Source organism: Bergeyella cardium, assembly GCF_009914665.1.
Taxonomy (GTDB): domain Bacteria; phylum Bacteroidota; class Bacteroidia; order Flavobacteriales; family Weeksellaceae; genus Bergeyella_A; species Bergeyella_A cardium.
Map to the genome: position 1 here is coordinate 1,721,378 of NZ_CP029149.1, position 18,644 is coordinate 1,740,021.

15 protein-coding genes are annotated in these 18,644 nt (G+C 41.2%); 12 read left to right on the forward strand and 3 right to left on the reverse strand.

What is annotated here, in order from left to right; translation table 11 throughout:
- Positions 1-103 precede the first annotated feature (103 nt).
- On the reverse strand, positions 104-1,579 hold the full coding sequence (gene proS, locus DBX24_RS07890) for a proline--tRNA ligase (protein ID WP_160224507.1): 1,476 nt from the start codon (positions 1,577-1,579) through the stop codon (positions 104-106).
- A gap of 135 nt (positions 1,580-1,714) precedes the next feature.
- On the opposite strand from proS, the gene DBX24_RS07895 reads away from it, so the two are divergent.
- The 11 genes from DBX24_RS07895 to ychF all read left to right on the forward strand — a co-directional run bounded on the left by DBX24_RS07895 (position 1,715) and on the right by ychF (position 15,207).
- Positions 1,715-2,725 carry a DUF3300 domain-containing protein gene (locus DBX24_RS07895; protein ID WP_160224508.1) on the forward strand — a complete coding sequence of 337 codons (1,011 nt, stop codon included), beginning with the start codon at positions 1,715-1,717 and terminating at the stop codon, positions 2,723-2,725.
- A gap of 30 nt (positions 2,726-2,755) precedes the next feature.
- Positions 2,756-4,159, forward strand: coding sequence for an OmpP1/FadL family transporter (locus tag DBX24_RS07900; RefSeq protein WP_120489164.1), 1,404 nt, complete (start codon positions 2,756-2,758; stop codon positions 4,157-4,159).
- Positions 4,160-4,313: 154 nt separating this feature from the next.
- Positions 4,314-5,645, forward strand: coding sequence for an Nramp family divalent metal transporter (locus tag DBX24_RS07905; RefSeq protein ID WP_160224509.1), 1,332 nt, complete (start codon positions 4,314-4,316; stop codon positions 5,643-5,645).
- 293 nt (positions 5,646-5,938) lie between these two features.
- On the forward strand, positions 5,939-6,943 hold the full coding sequence (gene pdhA, locus DBX24_RS07910) for a pyruvate dehydrogenase (acetyl-transferring) E1 component subunit alpha (RefSeq protein WP_160224510.1): 1,005 nt from the start codon (positions 5,939-5,941) through the stop codon (positions 6,941-6,943).
- A 77-nt stretch (positions 6,944-7,020) separates the two neighbouring features.
- Positions 7,021-8,598: a dihydrolipoyl dehydrogenase family protein gene (locus DBX24_RS07915; RefSeq protein WP_160224511.1), complete on the forward strand. Its 1,578-nt coding sequence runs from the start codon at positions 7,021-7,023 to the stop codon at positions 8,596-8,598.
- A gap of 215 nt (positions 8,599-8,813) precedes the next feature.
- Positions 8,814-9,329: a TlpA family protein disulfide reductase gene (locus tag DBX24_RS07920; protein WP_120489160.1), complete on the forward strand. Its 516-nt coding sequence runs from the start codon at positions 8,814-8,816 to the stop codon at positions 9,327-9,329.
- A gap of 118 nt (positions 9,330-9,447) precedes the next feature.
- Positions 9,448-10,314 carry a S8/S53 family peptidase gene (locus DBX24_RS09455; RefSeq protein WP_260392808.1) on the forward strand — a complete coding sequence of 289 codons (867 nt, stop codon included), beginning with the start codon at positions 9,448-9,450 and terminating at the stop codon, positions 10,312-10,314.
- A gap of 139 nt (positions 10,315-10,453) precedes the next feature.
- The gene (locus DBX24_RS09460; protein ID WP_260392809.1) at positions 10,454-11,236 is read left to right on the forward strand and encodes a S8 family serine peptidase; all 783 of its coding nucleotides are present in this window, start codon (positions 10,454-10,456) and stop codon (positions 11,234-11,236) included.
- 23 nt (positions 11,237-11,259) lie between these two features.
- Positions 11,260-13,329, forward strand: coding sequence for a PKD domain-containing protein (locus DBX24_RS07930; RefSeq protein ID WP_160224512.1), 2,070 nt, complete (start codon positions 11,260-11,262; stop codon positions 13,327-13,329).
- A gap of 78 nt (positions 13,330-13,407) precedes the next feature.
- Entirely contained in the window at positions 13,408-13,869 is a 462-nt protein-coding gene (locus DBX24_RS07935) for a T9SS type A sorting domain-containing protein (protein ID WP_221411193.1), read from the forward strand.
- A 246-nt stretch (positions 13,870-14,115) separates the two neighbouring features.
- A complete protein-coding gene (gene ychF, locus DBX24_RS07940; RefSeq protein WP_120489158.1) occupies positions 14,116-15,207 on the forward strand; it encodes a redox-regulated ATPase YchF in 1,092 nt (363 codons plus the stop codon).
- Positions 15,208-15,279: 72 nt separating this feature from the next.
- On the opposite strand, the gene DBX24_RS07945 is transcribed toward ychF, so the two are convergent.
- Positions 15,280-16,341 carry a branched-chain amino acid aminotransferase gene (locus DBX24_RS07945; protein ID WP_160224514.1) on the reverse strand — a complete coding sequence of 354 codons (1,062 nt, stop codon included), beginning with the start codon at positions 16,339-16,341 and terminating at the stop codon, positions 15,280-15,282.
- A gap of 83 nt (positions 16,342-16,424) precedes the next feature.
- On the opposite strand from DBX24_RS07945, the gene mnmC2 reads away from it, so the two are divergent.
- Positions 16,425-17,108 (forward strand): tRNA (5-methylaminomethyl-2-thiouridine)(34)-methyltransferase MnmC2, encoded by a 684-nt coding sequence (mnmC2, locus tag DBX24_RS07950; RefSeq protein WP_160224515.1) that lies wholly within the window; start codon positions 16,425-16,427, stop codon positions 17,106-17,108.
- Positions 17,109-17,225: 117 nt separating this feature from the next.
- On the opposite strand, the gene DBX24_RS07955 is transcribed toward mnmC2, so the two are convergent.
- Complete coding sequence (locus tag DBX24_RS07955; RefSeq protein WP_120489156.1) at positions 17,226-18,587, reverse strand: peptidylprolyl isomerase; 1,362 nt, start codon at positions 18,585-18,587, stop codon at positions 17,226-17,228.
- Between the last annotated feature and the right edge of the window lie 57 nt (positions 18,588-18,644).

An 18,644-nucleotide genomic window follows, 5' to 3' on the forward strand; every position in this document is an offset into this window, starting at 1 on the left:
AGTCCGTCAGCTGGTAGCTGTGCCTACTACGCTGTAGCTAAGTCCGTCAGCTAGTAGCTGTAAGTCCGTCGGCTGGTAGCTGTGCCTCACCGGCTATGCTGTATTAGTAGGCTTTGGCGAAGAGGACTCTCTGTTTGGAAGGTTTTCCTGTGATGAGGGAGACGCCTTCTTCGGGTTGGCTATCAAGAGGAATGCAGCGGATGGTTGCTTTTGTTTCGTCTTTTATTCGCTGTTCTTCTTCTTCGGTGCCGTCCCAATGAGCGGAGATGAAGCCGCCTTTCTCTTCGAGTATTCGTTTAAATTCTTCGTAGGTATCTACTTTTGTTATATGCTCATCTCGGTAGTTGAGGGCTTTGTTGTAGATATCCTGCTGAATGGTTTTAAGGAGGTTTTCTATATAGTTTTCTATACCGTCTATGGGTTGAGTTTCTTTGGTGAGGGTATCTCTACGGGCGATTTCTACAGTTTTATTTTCAAGGTCTCGAGCTCCCATTGCGATGCGTATGGGTACTCCTTTGAGTTCGTATTCGGCGAACTTCCATCCTGGTTTGTTTTGGGTATCATCATCGAACTTTACAGAGATACCTTTTTGTTTGAGTTTGCTCACGATGTTTAATGCTTGTTCGCTGATTTGTGCGAGCTGCTCTTCACCTTTGAATATAGGTACGATGACTACCTGTATCGGTGCGAGGTTGGGAGGGAGTACCAGCCCGAGGTCATCAGAGTGGGTCATAATAAGTGCGCCCATTAGCCTTGTGGAAGTGCCCCAGGAGGTTGCCCAAGCATAATCTAACTTACCTTCTTTATTGGTAAATTTCACATCAAAGGCTTTAGAGAAATTCTGTGCGAGGAAGTGGGAAGTCCCTGCTTGTAGTGCCTTACCATCTTGCATCAGGGCTTCTATACAATAGGTTTTTTCTGCTCCCGCGAAAGTTTCGCTTGGGGTTTTAACGCCTCTTACTACGGGAATTGCCATAAAGTTTTCTGCGAAATCAGCATATACTTCCAGCATTTTTTCGGTTTCTTCTACGGCTTCTTCTCTTGTAGAGTGTGCAGTGTGCCCCTCCTGCCAGAGGAATTCAGCGGTGCGGAGGAAGAGTCGGGTACGCATTTCCCAGCGAACGACATTTGCCCATTGGTTGATGAGAATAGGGAGGTCTCGGTAGGATTGTATCCAGCTCTTGTAGGTATTCCATATAATGGCTTCAGAAGTGGGTCTTACGATAAGCTCTTCTTCTAACTTAGCTTCTGGATCTACGATGAGCTTTTGAGGATTCTCGGGGTCGGTTTTCAATCGATAGTGGGTAACTACGGCGCATTCTTTTGCGAAGCCTTCAGCATTTTTTTCTTCAGCTTCAAAGAGGCTTTTGGGTACAAAAATCGGGAAGTAAGCGTTCTGATGCCCTGTTTCCTTAAACTTTCTATCCATTTCGTCTCTCATTTTTTCCCAGATTGCATATCCGTAGGGTTTGATGACCATACAGCCCCTTACGCCGGAGCTTTCTGCTAAATCTGCTTTGGTTACAAGCTCATTGTACCATTTACTGTAATCCTCATTTCTTGATGTTAATTTTGCCATTTATAGTTTTAACTTTTTTTTAAACATTAATCTAAAATAAAAACCGTACTTTTACACTATGATTCTCAAAATCTATTGGTATAGTTTTGGTTTCAAAACGATTGCAAATATATTAAAATTTAAAAATTTTTTGTTATGAAAACTGGTATCTACAACAATTTTTTCGGGTTTAGAGCGCTTAAAATGGCTACAATGGCATTTTCTGCATCGCTTCTAATGACATCTTGTATAGTCTATACAGGAGGATATACCGAAACCGATGGAGTGTACTACGACCCAAATAAGGATACACTGCCAAAAGATTATTATCCTGATTCTGGGAATAAAGTAGGAGAGCCTTATGATTTCAATGCAGGGAAAGGAGTTATAGAAAAGAATAAAGAAAATGTAGAGGAAGCAAAATCCAGATACAGAACCAAATATTCTCATAAAAAACCGAGCTCCGACTGGGGAGATTATACGGGTACTCAAATCAACTATTATAATTACAACAGTTATAATCCATATTGGGGCTGGGGAAGCTATTCTCCTTATTATTGGGATTATGGATATTCTTATCCTTGGGGCTGGAATATGGGGTGGGACTCTTGGGGTGGTTGGAATTTTGGTTTCAGCTGGGGCTGGGGAAGCCCGTGGTATGGTTATAATAGATACTACAGCCCATACTACTATCCTTGGAGATATTATGGAGGCTATTATGGCTACTATGACCCATTTTATTATGGTGGTTATTATTATCCGTACTATTATGGTAGAGGGTATAATTATTACCCAAGGCGAGCAAGCGGAGTAAATACAAGTGGCTATTCTAACAGCAGAGTTTTTGAGCCTGCAAATAGACAGTATCCTGGTATACGAATGGATTCTGGTTCTAACAGAAATTATTCCGATGATTCATACAGAACGGGTAGTTACTATAACAATAACCGATCTTCTAATGGCTATTACAGACAGGAACCTCAGTATAATGGTGGTATGAGGAATAATTCAAATACCAATTCTATGAGGAGAAACTCTTCCTTTGATAATGGAGGCTTTAGAAATACGAATATGAACAGCAGTGGCTCCAGTGGAGGAGGGATTCATATGAACTCCGGCAGTGGAAGTAGCCTTAGAACTGGTGGTACAGGTGGAATGAGACGATAATTAAACATTAAACTTAAAAAATTAATAGAAATGATAAGAAAGTATTTAACAGTACTGGGCGTTGCAGCTTCCTATTTTGTGCAGGCTCAGGATATATCGGTACTAAAAAATGCAGCAGATGTATATTCTGATATACAGGTAGCAGGTACATCTAAATCTAATGCTATGGCGGGTGCATTAGGAGCTCTGGGAGGAGATATTTCCAGTGTGAATTCTAACCCCGCAGGTATCGGAGTCTATATTACCAATGATTTGAGTCTATCTCTGAATATTGATAATAGTAAAAACACCAGCAGAATGCACGGTGCAGCTCTTGGATACAGTCTTAGTAAGGTCAATCTCGGTCAGGTAGGTGCTGTTTCTGTATTTCAGACAAATGAGCAGTCGGGCTTTAAGTTTTTCAATTTAGCGGTTAATTACTCAGCGAAGTCTATTGAAAACTATGTAGAAACCCCTGCTAATCCCAATATAGCATTGTTAGATAATACGAACACTCCTATTTATCGTTTTAATGGGCACGCTTATAACAGGACGGGAAATCTCTCCAAGATCAGCATCGCTGGTGGAGCTAATTATGAAAACAAAATCTACTTAGGGGTATCGGCAAATCTATACTCTGCCGACATTAAACAAGATGATACTTCTGCGTGGAAAAAGGTCTCTGACGGTACAATAGAGTACTTTAACAAACAATATACTCCTTATGCTGAGGAGGCTTCTGGTGCATCTCTGAATCTGGGTATTATCGGAAAGATTTCTCAGGAGTTTCGTCTTGGTCTTGCAGTAGAGTCTCCTACTTGGTGGAAGATAGATAGAACATATCAATACTACTCAAAAGATGGAAAGAGTGATAGACAGTACTCCGAGAGCAGAAACTTTATCTCTCCACTAAAAACTACGATAAGCGCTGCCTATGTTCCAAGCAAAAACTTTGCTCTGAATGTAGACTACTCCTTAGGTCTCACCCGTCCAAAATATGATACCCAAAGCAAGGGGGTAGATACCGAGTTTGAGAATTATTACAAAGATTTTAATAAAAATCAATCGGAATTTCGTGTAGGTGCAGAGTACAGATATCATCAGTTTAGGCTTAGAGGAGGCTATGCTTATGCTACAAAACAGCATAAGGATGTGCTCGTAACTTCTTTTAATGCCAATGGAAGCACTTCTGATAACCGATATAATAATCCTATCAGTGGAGAGCGAACTACTCTTGCTGCGGGTTTAGGATATGACTTTAAGTCCTTCTACATAGATGCTGCTTTCCAGCACATCAATGCTAAGTACTCTAACCTCTTTCTCTATGGCGATGATGCAGCAGAGAGTGGCTACTACTCCACAAAAACTACAAATAATTTCTCAGGAGACTATGCTGTATCTGAGGTTAAAAACATTAGAAACATCCTAACCTTTACTTTAGGTTGGAAGTTTTAAGGCATTCCTCCCTTATACACTGAAAAGAGGCAATATTTTTATTGTCTCTTTTTTCTTAGGATTAAATATCCATTCATCATTCTAATTAAAAAAGAGATAATATCTCATTGTTAGTTTAAGCTAACTCTCTAATGTTTTTTGTATATTTGCACCTATGAAAAGAGCTTGGAGACGAGAGAAAAACGAACATTCGCTACCTGAGGTACACGCCTCTGTGAGAATTCCAAAGAATACGAAAACTTGGCGCAAATTCCTTGCCTATGCAGGTCCAGGATTGATGATTGCTGTAGGCTATATGGATCCTGGAAATTGGGCTACAGACATTGCCGCGGGCTCCCAGTTTGGTTATACACTGCTCTCGGTAGTGCTTATTTCTAATCTCTTTGCAATGTTGCTCCAGCATTTGTCTCTCAAGCTGGGAATAGTGGCGGAGAGAGACTTGGCACAGGCGTGTAGAGACCATTATAGCCCGAGTGTAAATTTTTTTCTGTGGGTGCTCTGTGAAATTGCGATTGCTGCCTGTGACCTCGCTGAAGTTCTGGGCTCGGCGATTGCCCTAAACCTGCTTTTTGGCATTCCGCTAAGCTGGGGCATTGTAATTACAGTGGCAGATGTACTCCTGATACTCCTCCTGCAAGCGAGAGGCTTCCGACTTCTGGAAAGCGTCGTAGGGGCTTTAATGCTCATTATCCTCAGCTGCTTTGTCTATGAAATTATCATTAGCAAACCTGATGTATTTCCTATTTTGAGCGGACTTTTACCAAGGGCAGAGGTGGTAACCAATCCATCAATGCTGTATATTGCCATTGGGATTTTAGGTGCTACAGTGATGCCCCACAATCTGTATCTACACAGCAGCATCGTGCAGACAAGAGACTACGAGAGAACGGAGGAAGGCAAGCGAGAGGCGATAAAATTTGCAACTTGGGACAGCTCTCTCTCATTATTTATCGCATTTTTTATTAATGCAGCGATATTGATTGTTTCTGCAGCAATTTTTCATACTTCTGGTCACCGCGAAGTAGCAGAAATCTACGATGCCCACGAGCTAATGGCACCTATACTCGGTACCAGCCTTGCGAGTGTAGTTTTTGCAGTGGCGCTACTGGCATCGGGGCAAAATTCTACGCTTACGGGTACCCTTGCGGGGCAAATCGTGATGGAAGGCTTTCTCAACATACGCCTGAAACCTTGGCTCAGGAGGCTTATCACACGCCTGATAGCCGTAATCCCCGCACTGATTATCACCATAGCTTATGGCGAAAAAGGAACAGCTGATTTGTTAGTATTTAGCCAAGTTATACTCTCTATGCAGCTGAGTTTTGCGGTTGTCCCACTTGTACTTTTTACTAATGATAAGTTGAAAATGGGTGTTTTCGTCAATAAAATTCCTATAAAAATCCTCGCTTGGGTGATTTCTATCATTATTATCCTCCTCAACCTTTATCTTCTCTATGAAACGATTGCAGAATGGGGGAGAGGGTGAAAATAGAGACAATTAAAAAGCAACTCTATAAAAAGTAGAATTGCTTTTGTTGATTATTACTTAAAACTTATTATATCTCTCCTTGAGGCATTTCTTTATCTTTAGATTTGTGATTATTTTTTCTTTGTTAATTATACTATCATCTTTATCTCCAAAAAACTCTGAGCCTTAAATTGTGGTATAGGTTAATAAAAAATTAAAAGAGTAGAAAAAATAAGATTGATAATAAAAATGAAATAATCTTTAATAACCGAAATACTTTTTTTATTTTTGCGCCATAATTTCTAAAAACTATGAAGGAATTTTCTAAGGAAGTATATCTGAAATGGTATGCTGATATGACAATGTGGAGACGATTTGAAGATAAATGTCGTTCTCTCTATCTAAAACAAAAAATCAGAGGTTTTTTACACTTGTATAATGGTCAGGAAGCTATCCCAGCAGGCTTTGCCCACGCTATGGATATGACCAAAGACAGTATGATTACCGCTTACAGATGCCACATACACCCTATGGCTATGGGCGTAGATCCGAGGAGGATTATGGCAGAGCTTTGCGGTAAGGCTACGGGTACTTCTGGCGGTATGGGTGGTTCTATGCACATTTTTAGTAAAGAGCACAGGTTCTATGGTGGGCACGGTATCGTAGGGGGGCAGATTCCTTTGGGAGCAGGTATTGCCTTTGCAGATAAATACTTTGATAGAAAGGCAGTAAATATCTGTTTCTTTGGAGATGGTGCCGCTCGTCAGGGCTCTTTGCACGAGACTTTCAATATGGCGATGAACTGGAAACTCCCAGTGGTTTTTGTAGTAGAGAACAACCAGTATGCAATGGGTACTTCCGTGAAAAGAACCGCTAACCACGAGGATATCTATAAGCTCGGTCTCGGCTATGAAATGCCTTGCTACGCTATAGATGCTATGGATCCAGAGAAAGTAGCCGAAGGCGCTTACGAGGCTATTGAAAGAGCAAGAAGAGGTGATGGTCCTACCTTTATAGAAGCACGAACTTATAGATACAGGGGGCACTCTATGTCTGATGCAGAGCCTTACAGAACCAAAGAAGAAGTTGGTTTGTATAAAGAGCAAGACCCTATCGAACTCGTGAAGTCAAGGATTTTAGCCAATGGCTGGGCAAGCGAAACAGAATTAGAAGCTATCGATGAAAAATCAAAAAATTTCGTAGAAGAATGCGTAGAGTTTATGGAGAACTCCCCATTCCCAGACAAAGAAAAAATCTACGAGTATGTCTATGCTCAGGAAGATTATCCTTTCCTTGATAAAGTAGAAAATAACTAATATTTACAAATAAAAACCAAGGTACAAGAAACTTTTACTCTTGGTTTTTCTATGTTTAAAAAAGAAATAAAAAAATTATGGCAGAAGTAATTACAATGCCACGCCTTTCGGATACGATGACCGAAGGTAAAGTGGCTAAATGGCACAAAAAAGTCGGAGATTCTGTAAGCGAAGGCGATATTTTAGCAGAGATTGAAACCGATAAAGCCGTTCAGGATTTTGAATCCGAAATCAATGGTGTGCTCCTTTATACAGGAGTAGAAGAGGGGAGTGCAGCAGCAGTAGATTCCATCTTGGCGATTATCGGTAAGCAGGGTGAGGATATCTCATCTCTTATCGGTGGAGGAGTTTCTACACCTGCAGAGGCAAAAGCTGAAGCTCCTGTAGCTACTGAAGAGTTCGTAGAAGTATCTGTGGAAGTTCCAGCAGGAGTAGAGGTGATCAATATGCCACGCCTTTCAGATACAATGACCGAAGGTAAAGTGGCTAAATGGCACTTCAAAGTAGGTGATACCGTAAAAGAAGGCGATATTTTAGCAGAGATTGAAACCGATAAAGCCGTTCAGGATTTTGAAACTGAATTTAACGGTACCCTCCTCTACACAGGAGTAGAAGAAGGCGGTGCAGCAGCAGTAGATACGGTATTAGCCATCATAGGCCCTGCGGGTACAGATGTTTCTGCTATTATTTCTGGTGGAGGCAAGGCTTCAGCACCTAAGAAAGAGGTTGTTTCTGCTCCTTCTCAGCCGGCTGTGCAGGAGGTAGCAGCGCAAGCAAGCGTTTCAGGAGGGCGAATTGCCATCTCTCCATTAGCTAGAAAAATGGCTGCCGATAAAGGAATAGACATCAGCACTCTAAAAGGTACAGGCGAAAATGGTAGAATTGTAAGAAGGGATATCGAGAACTATACTCCTTCCGAAGCACCTGCTAAAGCAGCTCCAGCAGCACAGGTTGCGGTGAATTTCGTAGCGGGAGAAACTACTGAAACGCCAAACTCTCAGATGAGAAATGTCATCGCTAAGAGGCTTTCAGAGTCTAAATACTCCGCACCTCACTATTACCTAATGGTAGAAATCAATATGGATAATGCCATTAAAGCGAGAAAAGAAATCAATGCCCTTCCAGATACCAAGATTTCCTTCAATGATATGGTGATTAAGGCTACGGCAATGGCACTTCGCAAGCATCCGCAAGTAAATTCTACTTGGGCGGGCGATAAGATTATCCACCACGGAAGCATCAATATCGGTGTTGCGGTGGCAGTGCCAGACGGCTTGGTGGTTCCTGTGCTGAAAAATACAGATTTTATGAACTACAACCAGATTTCTGCTGGGGTAAAAGATATGGCTTCTCGGGCTAAAAACAAAGGTCTTAAGGCTAATGAAATGGAAGGCTCTACATTCTCCATCTCAAACTTGGGTATGTTTGGTATCGAGACTTTTACTTCTATCATCAATCAGCCGAATGCTGCAATCCTTTCCGTAGGTGCGATTATAGAGAAGCCTGTTGTGAAAGGGGGGCAAATTGTAGTAGGAAACACGATGAAGCTCTCCCTTGCTTGCGACCACAGGGTAATCGATGGTGCTACGGGGGCGGCTTTCCTTCAAACGCTGAAAACCTACTTAGAGCAGCCTCTCACGCTCTTATTAGGATAGTTCCCAAAGTTATTTATAATTATAGATGAAAAATCCCTTACTCGTATTGTAAGGGGTTTTTCGTTTCTCTCCGCATCGGAAGTAAAAATGAAATAATTGCCTGCCGCACCTTGCAGGTGAAGCAATTATCATAAACTAACCACCCACCGCTAAAAGCCAAAAGTTAGAAGCCAATTGCTATTTTGTATCTTTGCCCAGTTTTTAAAATTCATCAGATGAAAAAGATATTTATAACGGCGGTTTTGGGTATTTATAGTTGGGCTTTTTCTCAGGAGGTGCCCAAGGTTTTAAAGACAGAATTTTCTCCAAAGGCTCTTCAGCAGCAGCTTTTAAACCAGAAGGGCAATAAAGAAACGGTAAAGAAAATTCTTGAAAAACATAAGGGAAGAGTCCTGTTGATCGACTTTTGGGCAAGCTGGTGCAAGGATTGTATCGCTGCATTGCCGAAGACCAATACACTCCTCTCTGAGAATCCAAATATTGCTGTAGTCTATTTCTCGTTGGACAGGAATGAGGAGCAATGGAAAAAAGGCTTGGAGAAATACAAGCTTAATGACAAGGAGAATTATTGGTTCCAAGACGGCTGGAAGAATGATTTTAATCATTATATAGACCTCAACTGGATTCCGAGATTTATCATCGTTGATCAAAAAGGAAAAATCGCGAAGTACTATGCCATCACTCCTGATGATCCAGAAATTCAGCAGACGATCGACAAGCTGCTCAACTAGATTTGCTGAAAAAATCATCTTTTAGTATCATTTTAAAGGGGCTTTTTAGCTCCTTATTATTTTCCTGTTGGGGCAGATTACTTTAAATTTGCCGACTAATTTGAATAAATAAAGATAAATGAATACTAAAAATACTCCTTATACCTCAGTACGGATGGCAAAGCTCCCGATAGCGCTTTGCTATTTATTTGCAACTTCGTTATGGGCACAGACCGCAGACGAAATCAAACTGCTACAAAAGAGTACCGATAGGCACTCCCTCAATAAGTTCAGTAGGCAATTAAAAAAGAATACACTTTCTGCAAAGCAACTCCAGCAGAAAGCTATGCAGAAGAACCTCACTTTTTCTGGAAAGGTAAATGGTACTTATTTCCAGCTAATGGGTTTTGATACTTTGGGCAAGCCTATTTATTATACTACTTATAACCGAGATGCTGCTATCGGCACCGGTGCCGCTCAGCTTCAGGATTTAAAAATCTACAACCTCGAGGGTGAAAACATAACCCTGCACGAGTGGGATGGCGGTGCAGTGCGCACTTCGCATAGAGAATTTGAAGGCAGAGCTACCCAGAAAGACAACCCTCAGAAGGAGATAGACCACGCTACCCATGTAGGGGCTACTCTCATCGGTGCGGGTATCAATGCGAGGGCTAAGGGTATGGCGCCAAAGGCTAAGCTCAATGCCTATGACTGGAATAGCGACCTCGAAGAGATGACAACGGCAGCCTTAGGCGGTGTGCTCCTTTCCAACCACTCCTATGGGGTAAATGGAGGCTTTGTACAAGGAAATTTCTTCAATGGTATTTTTGGATGGTACTGGTTTGGAGGTAAAGATGATACCGAATATATAGGATATGGGCATTATGGCAGTATAGATTCCTCTTGGGATTATATGCTTACAATGCCCCTTATTATTTACCTGTACGGGCGGCGGGTAATCCGAGAGGAGATGGCCCGCAGCCTGGTGGCTCTCATTTCGTGCTGATAGATCCTGATGATCTCCAAAGTGGATGGACGACTTCCCGAAAAGTCAGACAAAAAAATGGAGGAGATTTGGGCTACGACTGCATCAACCAAGGTGCTAATGGAAAAACATCATTACCGTAGGAGCGGTTCATAAGATTGTGGGCGGTTATAAAACCCCTTCAGATGTAAAGGCAGCCAGCTTCTCTGCATTTGGTCCTACCAATGAAGGTCGTATAAAACCCGATTTAGTCGGCATTGGCGTTAATGTATTCTCTGCAAATTCCGATAGAGATTCTTCCTACGAAGAGATGAGTGGAACTTCTATGGCATCACCCAATGTTACAGGCTCTCTGGCATTGGTTCAAGAGTATTACAATAAGAATTACAGCACTACCGCACAGCCTTTTATGAGGGCAAATACATTAAAAGCCCTGACAATACACACCGCCAATGAAGCAGGTGAGCATGCCGGTCCTAATTATAAATTCGGATGGGGCTTGCTCAATGTCCTTAGAGCAGTAGAGGTGCTTTCAGTGAAAGATAATTTCTCTTTCGTCAATGAAAATACTTTGCAAAACAGGTCTAAGTATGAAATCAAGGTAAAGGCAAAGTCTGATACCGAACCATTAAAGGTAACTATCGTTTGGGATGACCCAGTGCCTGCCACCGAGAATATGCCTGCTTATACTCTTAATAACAGGCAATCGGTTTTGGTTAATGATTTAGATTTACGCATTACCGATGGCGTCGAGACCTTCTACCCTTGGGTGCTCAATCCTGATAAACCCACAGAACCAGCTACGAGAGAGGATAATGCAAGGGATAATGTAGAGCAAATTATTATAGACCATCCTGTGGAAGGTAAGGAATATACCATTATGGTGAGTTCCAAAAGGGATTTAAGGAAAAATTTAAAGCAGGGGAGCGTATCAGCCTTGTAGATGCTCAGAGCCAAAACTTCTCAATGGTTGTTACAGGGATTAATAATGCTGTTACTAAGGACTTAGCTCTCAAATCTATCAATCTACCTAAGCCGATAGAATTTTCAGCTGCTACACCTGTAACGGTAGAGGTAGAGAATATTGCTGAAGAGCCAATAGCAGGTGCTAAACTTAAATATCAGCTCATCAATTCCGATGAAAAGGATGATACTCAAAAGATAGTAGCATCAGGGGAAATCAGCCTTGAAACTATAAATAAAGGTGAGATGCTTAGCAAATCATTCAATCTCGATTTATCAAAGTCCTTTATTCATTATGAAATCGTAGCAGAGGTAGTGGCCGAAGGCGATAGAGTAAAGAATAACAATAAAAAACAAGTGAGTGCCTATGGCGTTATTGCCGACCTTACCCAAAAGGAATCCGCTTACCAATACGGCTTCGAGAGTGAGTTTGAAAAGAATGGTTGGTCTACTGCAGACAATGCCCCAGACGGTACCACTTGGCAAATCTTCAATGGCTCGGCAGAGGCAGCACATTCGGGACTTGGCTTTGCACTCAATTTTACCGCTTCTCAGTCCGATGATTGGCTTTTCTCCAATCCGCTAAAACTCAGCAAGGGAAAACCATATAAAATAGAATTCTATGCCCGTACAATGGACGATGGCAAGAATGAACCCCTCGAGATTTTTGTTGGAAAAAATCCTGTAATAGCTTCTATGGCACAAAAAGTAGGCAGTTTTGTAGTAAATAAAGAAGCCTATCAAAAGTTTTCATTTGAGTTTATTGCTCAAGATAATGGTATTGCCTACATCGGTATTCAAAACAAAGTTTCTCTAAATAATGTTTGGGTTGGGATAGATGATTTCAGTGTGAAATATGCTGAAGGCAAACCTGCGGTAAATTTCTCTACCACTAAGCAAAATATCAACTCTTTCGAGACCATAGCTTTTACCAATGAAACCACTACTGCTTCTACTCAGCCTGCTGCTTATGAGTGGTCGTTTAGCCCTGCTACAGTGGAGTATAAGGACGGTACTACAAAAATCTCTGCCCACCCTAAACTGAGATTCCTTGCTGAAGGAAAGTATTCTGTAAGCCTAAAAGCTACGAACACTGAGGGCGAGAGTATCCTCCAAAAAGAGGATTTCATTACAGTGAAAAATACTCCAGCCAAAGCTGATTTCAGGGCATCAACTACCGAGATTTCTGAAGGGCAAACGGTGGCATTTACAAACACTTCCACGGGTAATCCTTCGCCTCAGCAGTACGAATGGTCAATCCACCCAAGCGAAGGCGTGTCTTTCGTGGGTTCATCATCTCCGAATTCTATCAATATGATGGCGAAGTTCAGCAAGTATGGCGATTATTCGGTTTCATTAAAGGCTTCATCGGTTTTAAACAGCCATACTGAGGAGAAGAAATTCCTCATCAGAGTTAATGGCGAATACGAGGGGGTTAAAAACCTCAAAGGAAATTACGATGCCGCTACTCGTGCGATTAACCTTAGGTGGGACAGGCCTAACCTCAAAACCCAGTATAATGAAGACTTCCCTGCGCTGATAATGCCAGCGGGGATGACCAGCATTAATGCCAACAGCGATGGAAACAACTGGGAGGTGAGAAAGGTAGATGATTTTATGGCGACTGAAGACAACTTTGCTGCCTATTCCTACAGCTACCGAAAGGGTAAGGCATATACTATGGATAACTGGCTCATCACCCCTAAGCTAAGAGGAGGTGCCGAGACCCTAAAATACAGCGTTCGTATGCAGTACAAAGAGCGCTATGATGTCTATATTATCCCTGCTCCTGCCGATGGCTCCGTACCTAATCTCAATCAGCTAAGAGCAGGAGCAAAGGTCTATACCTATGACGGAGGCAAAAGCGCTCACAACTTCTTTACCGAGAGCTTTAATATTAAAAATGAAGCAAAAAATGATTTCTTCATCGCCTTCCACCACAGGACGAAGGATACCGATAATTCCCAAGACCTCGTGATTGATAATATCGCTGTTGGCTACGATAACTCGATAAAAGCCGAGAGCAAACAGATACCTGAAAGATTAGCTTACCAAGAGATAGATTACAGATAGCGAACAGGGCTTCGTATCCCTCGCATTGAGTCTCCTGTGCTCGCACCTCAGGGGGAGATTTTCAATAAAGAGTTTGGTATGACGAATTTGCCTTTCGTTACGGGCTATGAAATCCATAAAAACGGTAGTAAAATTGGGGAAACATCCAGTGTGGAAGCGCTTAGTTTCTCAGATGTGGGGATTACCAGCACGGGTACTTATACCTACGATGTCTACGCCTTGTATTCGGATGGGGTGAAATCCAACAAAAAGTCCCTAACTATAGAGGTACCTCGTCTTGCAACCACTGATGTGGAGCATAGTACAGCGATTAGCATCTCTCCAAACCCATCGTCTGGCAAATTCTCTCTCTCGCTGCCTACGAGTGTATCCCGATTTACGGCTGAGGTCTATGACCTTACAGCAAACCTCCTCTTGAGGAAAGAATTTAGGACAAATACTGCTGAAATTAACCTCACAGGCTATCCCAAAGGGGCATATCTTGTTAGAATTATCCAAAATGATGGCTCACGGCACTCAGCAAAGCTCATCATTCAATAATCTTTTTAATTGTTCTTTTTTGGCTCCTGTTGTTTTTACAGCAGGAGTTTTTTATAACTAATATCTTTCTTTTATTTTAATTCCAAGTATTACATGCAAGTTGGTAATAAAGACATAAAAATAATCATAAAAAAACAGCCTCTAAAATGATAAAAATGGACTGAATATGCCTTGATTTGCCGATTCTACGATAATTATTTACTTTTGTTTTTCGGAAATAATAATTTTTAATATCAATATCATTCAATGAAATGCGGAATCGTAGGATTACCGAATGTAGGTAAATCCACCCTTTTTAACTGTTTAAGCAACGCAAAAGCACAGTCGGCAAACTATCCATTTTGCACCATAGAACCGAATTTAGGCACCGTATCTGTACCCGACCCAAGGCTGGTGAAGCTGGAAGAGCTGGTAAAACCAGAGCGCGTACAGCCCGCTGTAGTAGAAATTGTAGACATCGCAGGGCTGGTAAAAGGAGCGAGCAAAGGCGAGGGGCTCGGCAATCAGTTTTTGGCAAATATCCGAGAATGCGAGGCGATAATCCATGTGCTGAGATGCTTTGAGAATGGAAATATCGTGCATGTGGAAGGCTCGGTAGACCCCATTCGAGATAAAGAGATTATCGATATAGAGCTTCAGCTGAAAGACCTTGAGACGCTGGGCAAGGCGGTAGAAAAGGCAAAGAAATTCATTAAATCAGGAAAAAAAGAGGATATTTTGACTTATGAAACCCTTCAAAGCCTTCAAAAATTTATAGAAGATGGGAAAAATGCAAGGGAATTTGCCACAGATGACCTCACAAAACCGATTGTAGATAGCGTACAGCTGCTGACGAAAAAACCGATTCTCTATGTTTGTAATGTAGATGAAAACTCGATAAAAAACGGTAATGAGTGGATACAAAAAGTAGAGGAAATGGCAAAAAATGAGGGTGCGGAAGTAGTTGTCCTCGCTGCACAGATAGAAGCCGATATCAATGAGCTTGAAACTTTTGAGGAAAGGCAGATGTTCCTTGAAGAGCTCGGTCTGGAAGAGCCAGGCGTAAATCGCCTCATCCGAAAAGCCTATGCACTGCTGAAACTTCAAACCTATTTCACGGCGGGCGTAAAGGAAGTAAGAGCTTGGACGATAGAACAGGGCTGGACGGCTCCGCAGGCAGCGGGCGTTATCCATACCGATTTTGAGAAAGGCTTCATCCGCGCAGAGGTTATTAAGTTTGATGATTTCGTATCCTACGGCTCAGAAGCGAAAGTAAAAGAAGCGGGGAAACTCTCGGTAGAAGGCAAAGAATATATAGTGCAGGACGGGGATATAATGCATTTTAGATTTAATGTATAAGCTCCAGAACTGAGACAAATAAAAATCCATAGCCGATATTCAGCTATGGATTTTATTATGATAAAGAATGGATTAATACTTTCGCTCCACAGGCCATCTCCAACCGAATGGGTCTTCTGCCAGATTGGTTTGGATGTTTAGCAAATCTCTCTTGAGGGTGAGTGCATAGCTTTCTTCCTCAGAGAGCAGAGGGAGCTCAAATCTTTGCCCTTTGTAGCCTATTGCTTTAAAGGTGTTTGTAACCACAGCTGTACCTACGCCCCAAACTTCTTTCAGGCTGCCATCTGCGTGAGCTTTCAGTACATCATCTACGAGAATATCACCTATTACGACCTCTATACCCCTTCTCTTTGCTAATTGAATGAAGCTGTCTCGGGTAACTCCATCTAAAATCTTATCCGAAGTTGCAGGAGTGTAGATGGTATCATTTATTCGTACGAAAACATTCATCGTACCGCTTTCTTCAAACTTGGTATGCGTAGCATCATCTGTCCAGATAATCTGGTCGTAGCCCTCTTCCTTTGCCAGTTGGGTAGGGTAGAAGGAAGCTCCGTAATTGCCCGCTGCTTTGGAGAAACCTACACCGCCACTCGCTGCTCTGGAATAGTAGTCGGATATTTTCACAGCTACAGGCTCGGAATAATAACTCTTAGCAGGGCTTGCTACGATGGCAAACATATATTTTTCAGAAATTCTTGCTTTCAGTGCTTCCTCAGTAGCAAAAATTAATGGTCGCAGGTAGAGAGACATTCCCTCTCCGTGAGGTACCCAGCCCCTATCTACATCTACAAATGCTTTTAGCCCTTCTACGAAGATTTCTTCGGTAAGCTGAGGCATTGCGAGCCTTTGTGCAGATTTATTGATTCTGCTGAAGTTTTTATCTACTCTGAAGAGGAAAACATTGTCGTCTTTATCTTTGTAAGCCTTCATTCCTTCAAAGCACGCCTGCCCATAGTTGAGCGTCATCATAGCGGGAGTGAAGGATAATGGACCGTAGGGAACGACTTTTACTTCTCCCCATTTGCCATTTTCGTATTCGCAAATAACCATATGGTCTGTGAAGGTGTTACCGAATGAAAAGTTATTAGGGTCAAAGTTCGGTAACCTTGGTGAAGAGGTTTTTTGAATTATCATTTCTTTTATTTTTTTTGGTTGAAACAAATATATAATAATTTTCTTAGACCGAAAAATAAACTAATTTTGGGCAAATTTTTTCTATGAAAAGAGAAATAAAAATCACAGGAGATGGAAGTAAAACGCTATTCATCAGTGAAATGAATGAAAGTTACCATTCCACACACGGTGCATTACAGGAAGCGGTATATGTTTTTATTAAAAATGGAATAAATCTCGTAAAAAAAGAAGAAATTCATATTTTAGAAATGGGTTTTGGGACAGGACTTAATCTTTTAGTAACGATTGATAATTATATAAAAAATCAATCCCAAAATACGATTAGGTATTTTACCATTGAGAAATATCCCGTTTTAGTCTCCGAAATTGAAAAATTGGATTATCCTCATCTCTTTGGCTTTGAAAATGTGAAAGAAATTTATAATAAAGCTCATCAAGCTGATTGGGGAGAAGAAATAGAACTCTTCCCAAATTTTTACTTTACGAAATTCAATACAGATTTCTTTGATATACCCGAGCTCAGTATTCCGAAAATTGATTTGGTGTATTATGACTGCTTTGGAGCAAGAGTGCAACCAGACCTCTGGGAAAAGCCCCTGTTTGAGCTTGTAACCGAACGGATGGGAGAGGGGGCATTGCTCACAACTTATTCCTCCAAAGGCAGCGTAAGGCGAGCACTTAAAGAGCTCGGCTTGGAAGTTGAGAAAAAAGATGGCCCACCAGGGAAACGAGAAATGATAAATGCGTGGAAGCGGAAAGGTGATTAATCTATAAAATAGTATCTCTAAAAAAGATAGGAAAATAAAAAGGCTCTGATTTATTAGAGCCTTTTTTTGTTTTTTAGCCTTTAAAAAAGCCACTCTTTATTGAGTAGCTTTGTTGTTTTATTTTGCAATGGCTTTTTGTTGCCAGTCGGAGAGGTTGCAGTCGGAATATCTTTTATTAATTGAGAGGAAGATATTCGGGAGCTGTTCTTTTACCCATTTTTCTACTACTTCTTGCCGCTTTTTATTTAGAGCAAGGTTTTTAATCCTCTCGTAATCGGTATTAATATCCAGCTGATGAGCAGGGATAATATCATTAATAAGAAGGATGTTTACCGTCTTTTTCTTCTCATCTCCACCTTCAAAAACATCGGTAATGTCTCCTTTATTAAGCCCTGCAATTTGATAGGCTTCGGTAGAAGAGAGGTCGGTTTTCTCTATTTTTTCGCTACCATCATTAGCGGTGATGATACCTCCATTAAATTTGGTGTTCTTATCGTTTGAGAATTTATAAGCAGCTTCTTTAAACGACATTTTTCCATCTTTAATAAGGCTTCTAATACTGTCGAGTTCCTTTTTAGCGGTAGAAATTTCCTCCTTATTTGGCACTGCACTGATGAGGATATGCCTTGCATCGTAGAGCTTACCTGATTTTTTTATGAGTTGGATAAGGTGATAGCCATACTCGGACTCCACAGGCTCGGAAATCTCACCTTCCTGAAGGTTCAGTGCAGCAGCTTCAAAGGACTTTACCATTTTTCCTTTGGCAATCTTAGTATATAAACCTCCGTTGGAAGCAGAGCCAGGGTCTTCGGAGTAGATTCTTGCCATATTCTCGAAGCTCTCGCCGTTTTGTATATCTTTTTTTATCCTTTTAAGTTTGTCAATAAGTTCCTGTTTGTGGCTCTCGGTGAGTTTTGGATGGAGGACGATTTGCGCCAAAGAAACTTCATCTTTTACTTCTGGGAGCTGATATTTATAGGTATTGTAGAAGTCTGTAACCTCATTAGGCGTAATGTCTGTACCCGCTGTTATTCTCTTGTATTTCTCACCTTGGTAGTAGTTATCAGAATCTATTTTCTGGATAGCATTTTTCATTTCATACCCCGTACGGAAGCCGTATACTCTTAGCATTTCCTTTTCATCTGGGAATTGTGCGAGGATTTGATTGTACTTCTGATCTGCCATTTCTTTTATGGCAGTGCTTCGGTTTTCTATCAAGGTATCTCTTTTCGCTTCGTAGATGAGGAGTTTATTGTTGATTAAACTACTGAGAAATTCGCATTTGTTGGATACATTAATCCCCTGCTGTTTTGCATAAGCCATTTGCTCATCAATATCGGATTCCAGTATGATTTCATTCCCGATAACGGCTGCGATACCATCGACTAGTTGACCTTGTTTTACCTGTGCAGAAACTGCCGAAGAAAATAATGCAAATACAATTAAAAACAGAGAGAATACTCCAGATTTCTTTATCATTTTTTTAGTTTAAAAGATGTGCAAAAATATAATTCTTAGAGAAAAGCTCTAAATCTT

Coding starts and splice junctions, on each gene's coding strand:
- proS (WP_160224507.1), bottom strand. CDS start 1,579: ATGGCAAAATTAACATCAAGAAATGAGGATTACAGTAAATGGTACAAT.
- DBX24_RS07895 (WP_160224508.1), top strand. CDS start 1,715: ATGAAAACTGGTATCTACAACAATTTTTTCGGGTTTAGAGCGCTTAAA.
- DBX24_RS07900 (WP_120489164.1), top strand. CDS start 2,756: ATGATAAGAAAGTATTTAACAGTACTGGGCGTTGCAGCTTCCTATTTT.
- DBX24_RS07905 (WP_160224509.1), top strand. CDS start 4,314: ATGAAAAGAGCTTGGAGACGAGAGAAAAACGAACATTCGCTACCTGAG.
- pdhA (WP_160224510.1), top strand. CDS start 5,939: ATGAAGGAATTTTCTAAGGAAGTATATCTGAAATGGTATGCTGATATG.
- DBX24_RS07915 (WP_160224511.1), top strand. CDS start 7,021: ATGGCAGAAGTAATTACAATGCCACGCCTTTCGGATACGATGACCGAA.
- DBX24_RS07920 (WP_120489160.1), top strand. CDS start 8,814: ATGAAAAAGATATTTATAACGGCGGTTTTGGGTATTTATAGTTGGGCT.
- DBX24_RS09455 (WP_260392808.1), top strand. CDS start 9,448: ATGAATACTAAAAATACTCCTTATACCTCAGTACGGATGGCAAAGCTC.
- DBX24_RS07930 (WP_160224512.1), top strand. CDS start 11,260: ATGGTTGTTACAGGGATTAATAATGCTGTTACTAAGGACTTAGCTCTC.
- DBX24_RS07935 (WP_221411193.1), top strand. CDS start 13,408: ATGACGAATTTGCCTTTCGTTACGGGCTATGAAATCCATAAAAACGGT.
- ychF (WP_120489158.1), top strand. CDS start 14,116: ATGAAATGCGGAATCGTAGGATTACCGAATGTAGGTAAATCCACCCTT.
- DBX24_RS07945 (WP_160224514.1), bottom strand. CDS start 16,341: ATGATAATTCAAAAAACCTCTTCACCAAGGTTACCGAACTTTGACCCT.
- mnmC2 (WP_160224515.1), top strand. CDS start 16,425: ATGAAAAGAGAAATAAAAATCACAGGAGATGGAAGTAAAACGCTATTC.
- DBX24_RS07955 (WP_120489156.1), bottom strand. CDS start 18,587: ATGATAAAGAAATCTGGAGTATTCTCTCTGTTTTTAATTGTATTTGCA.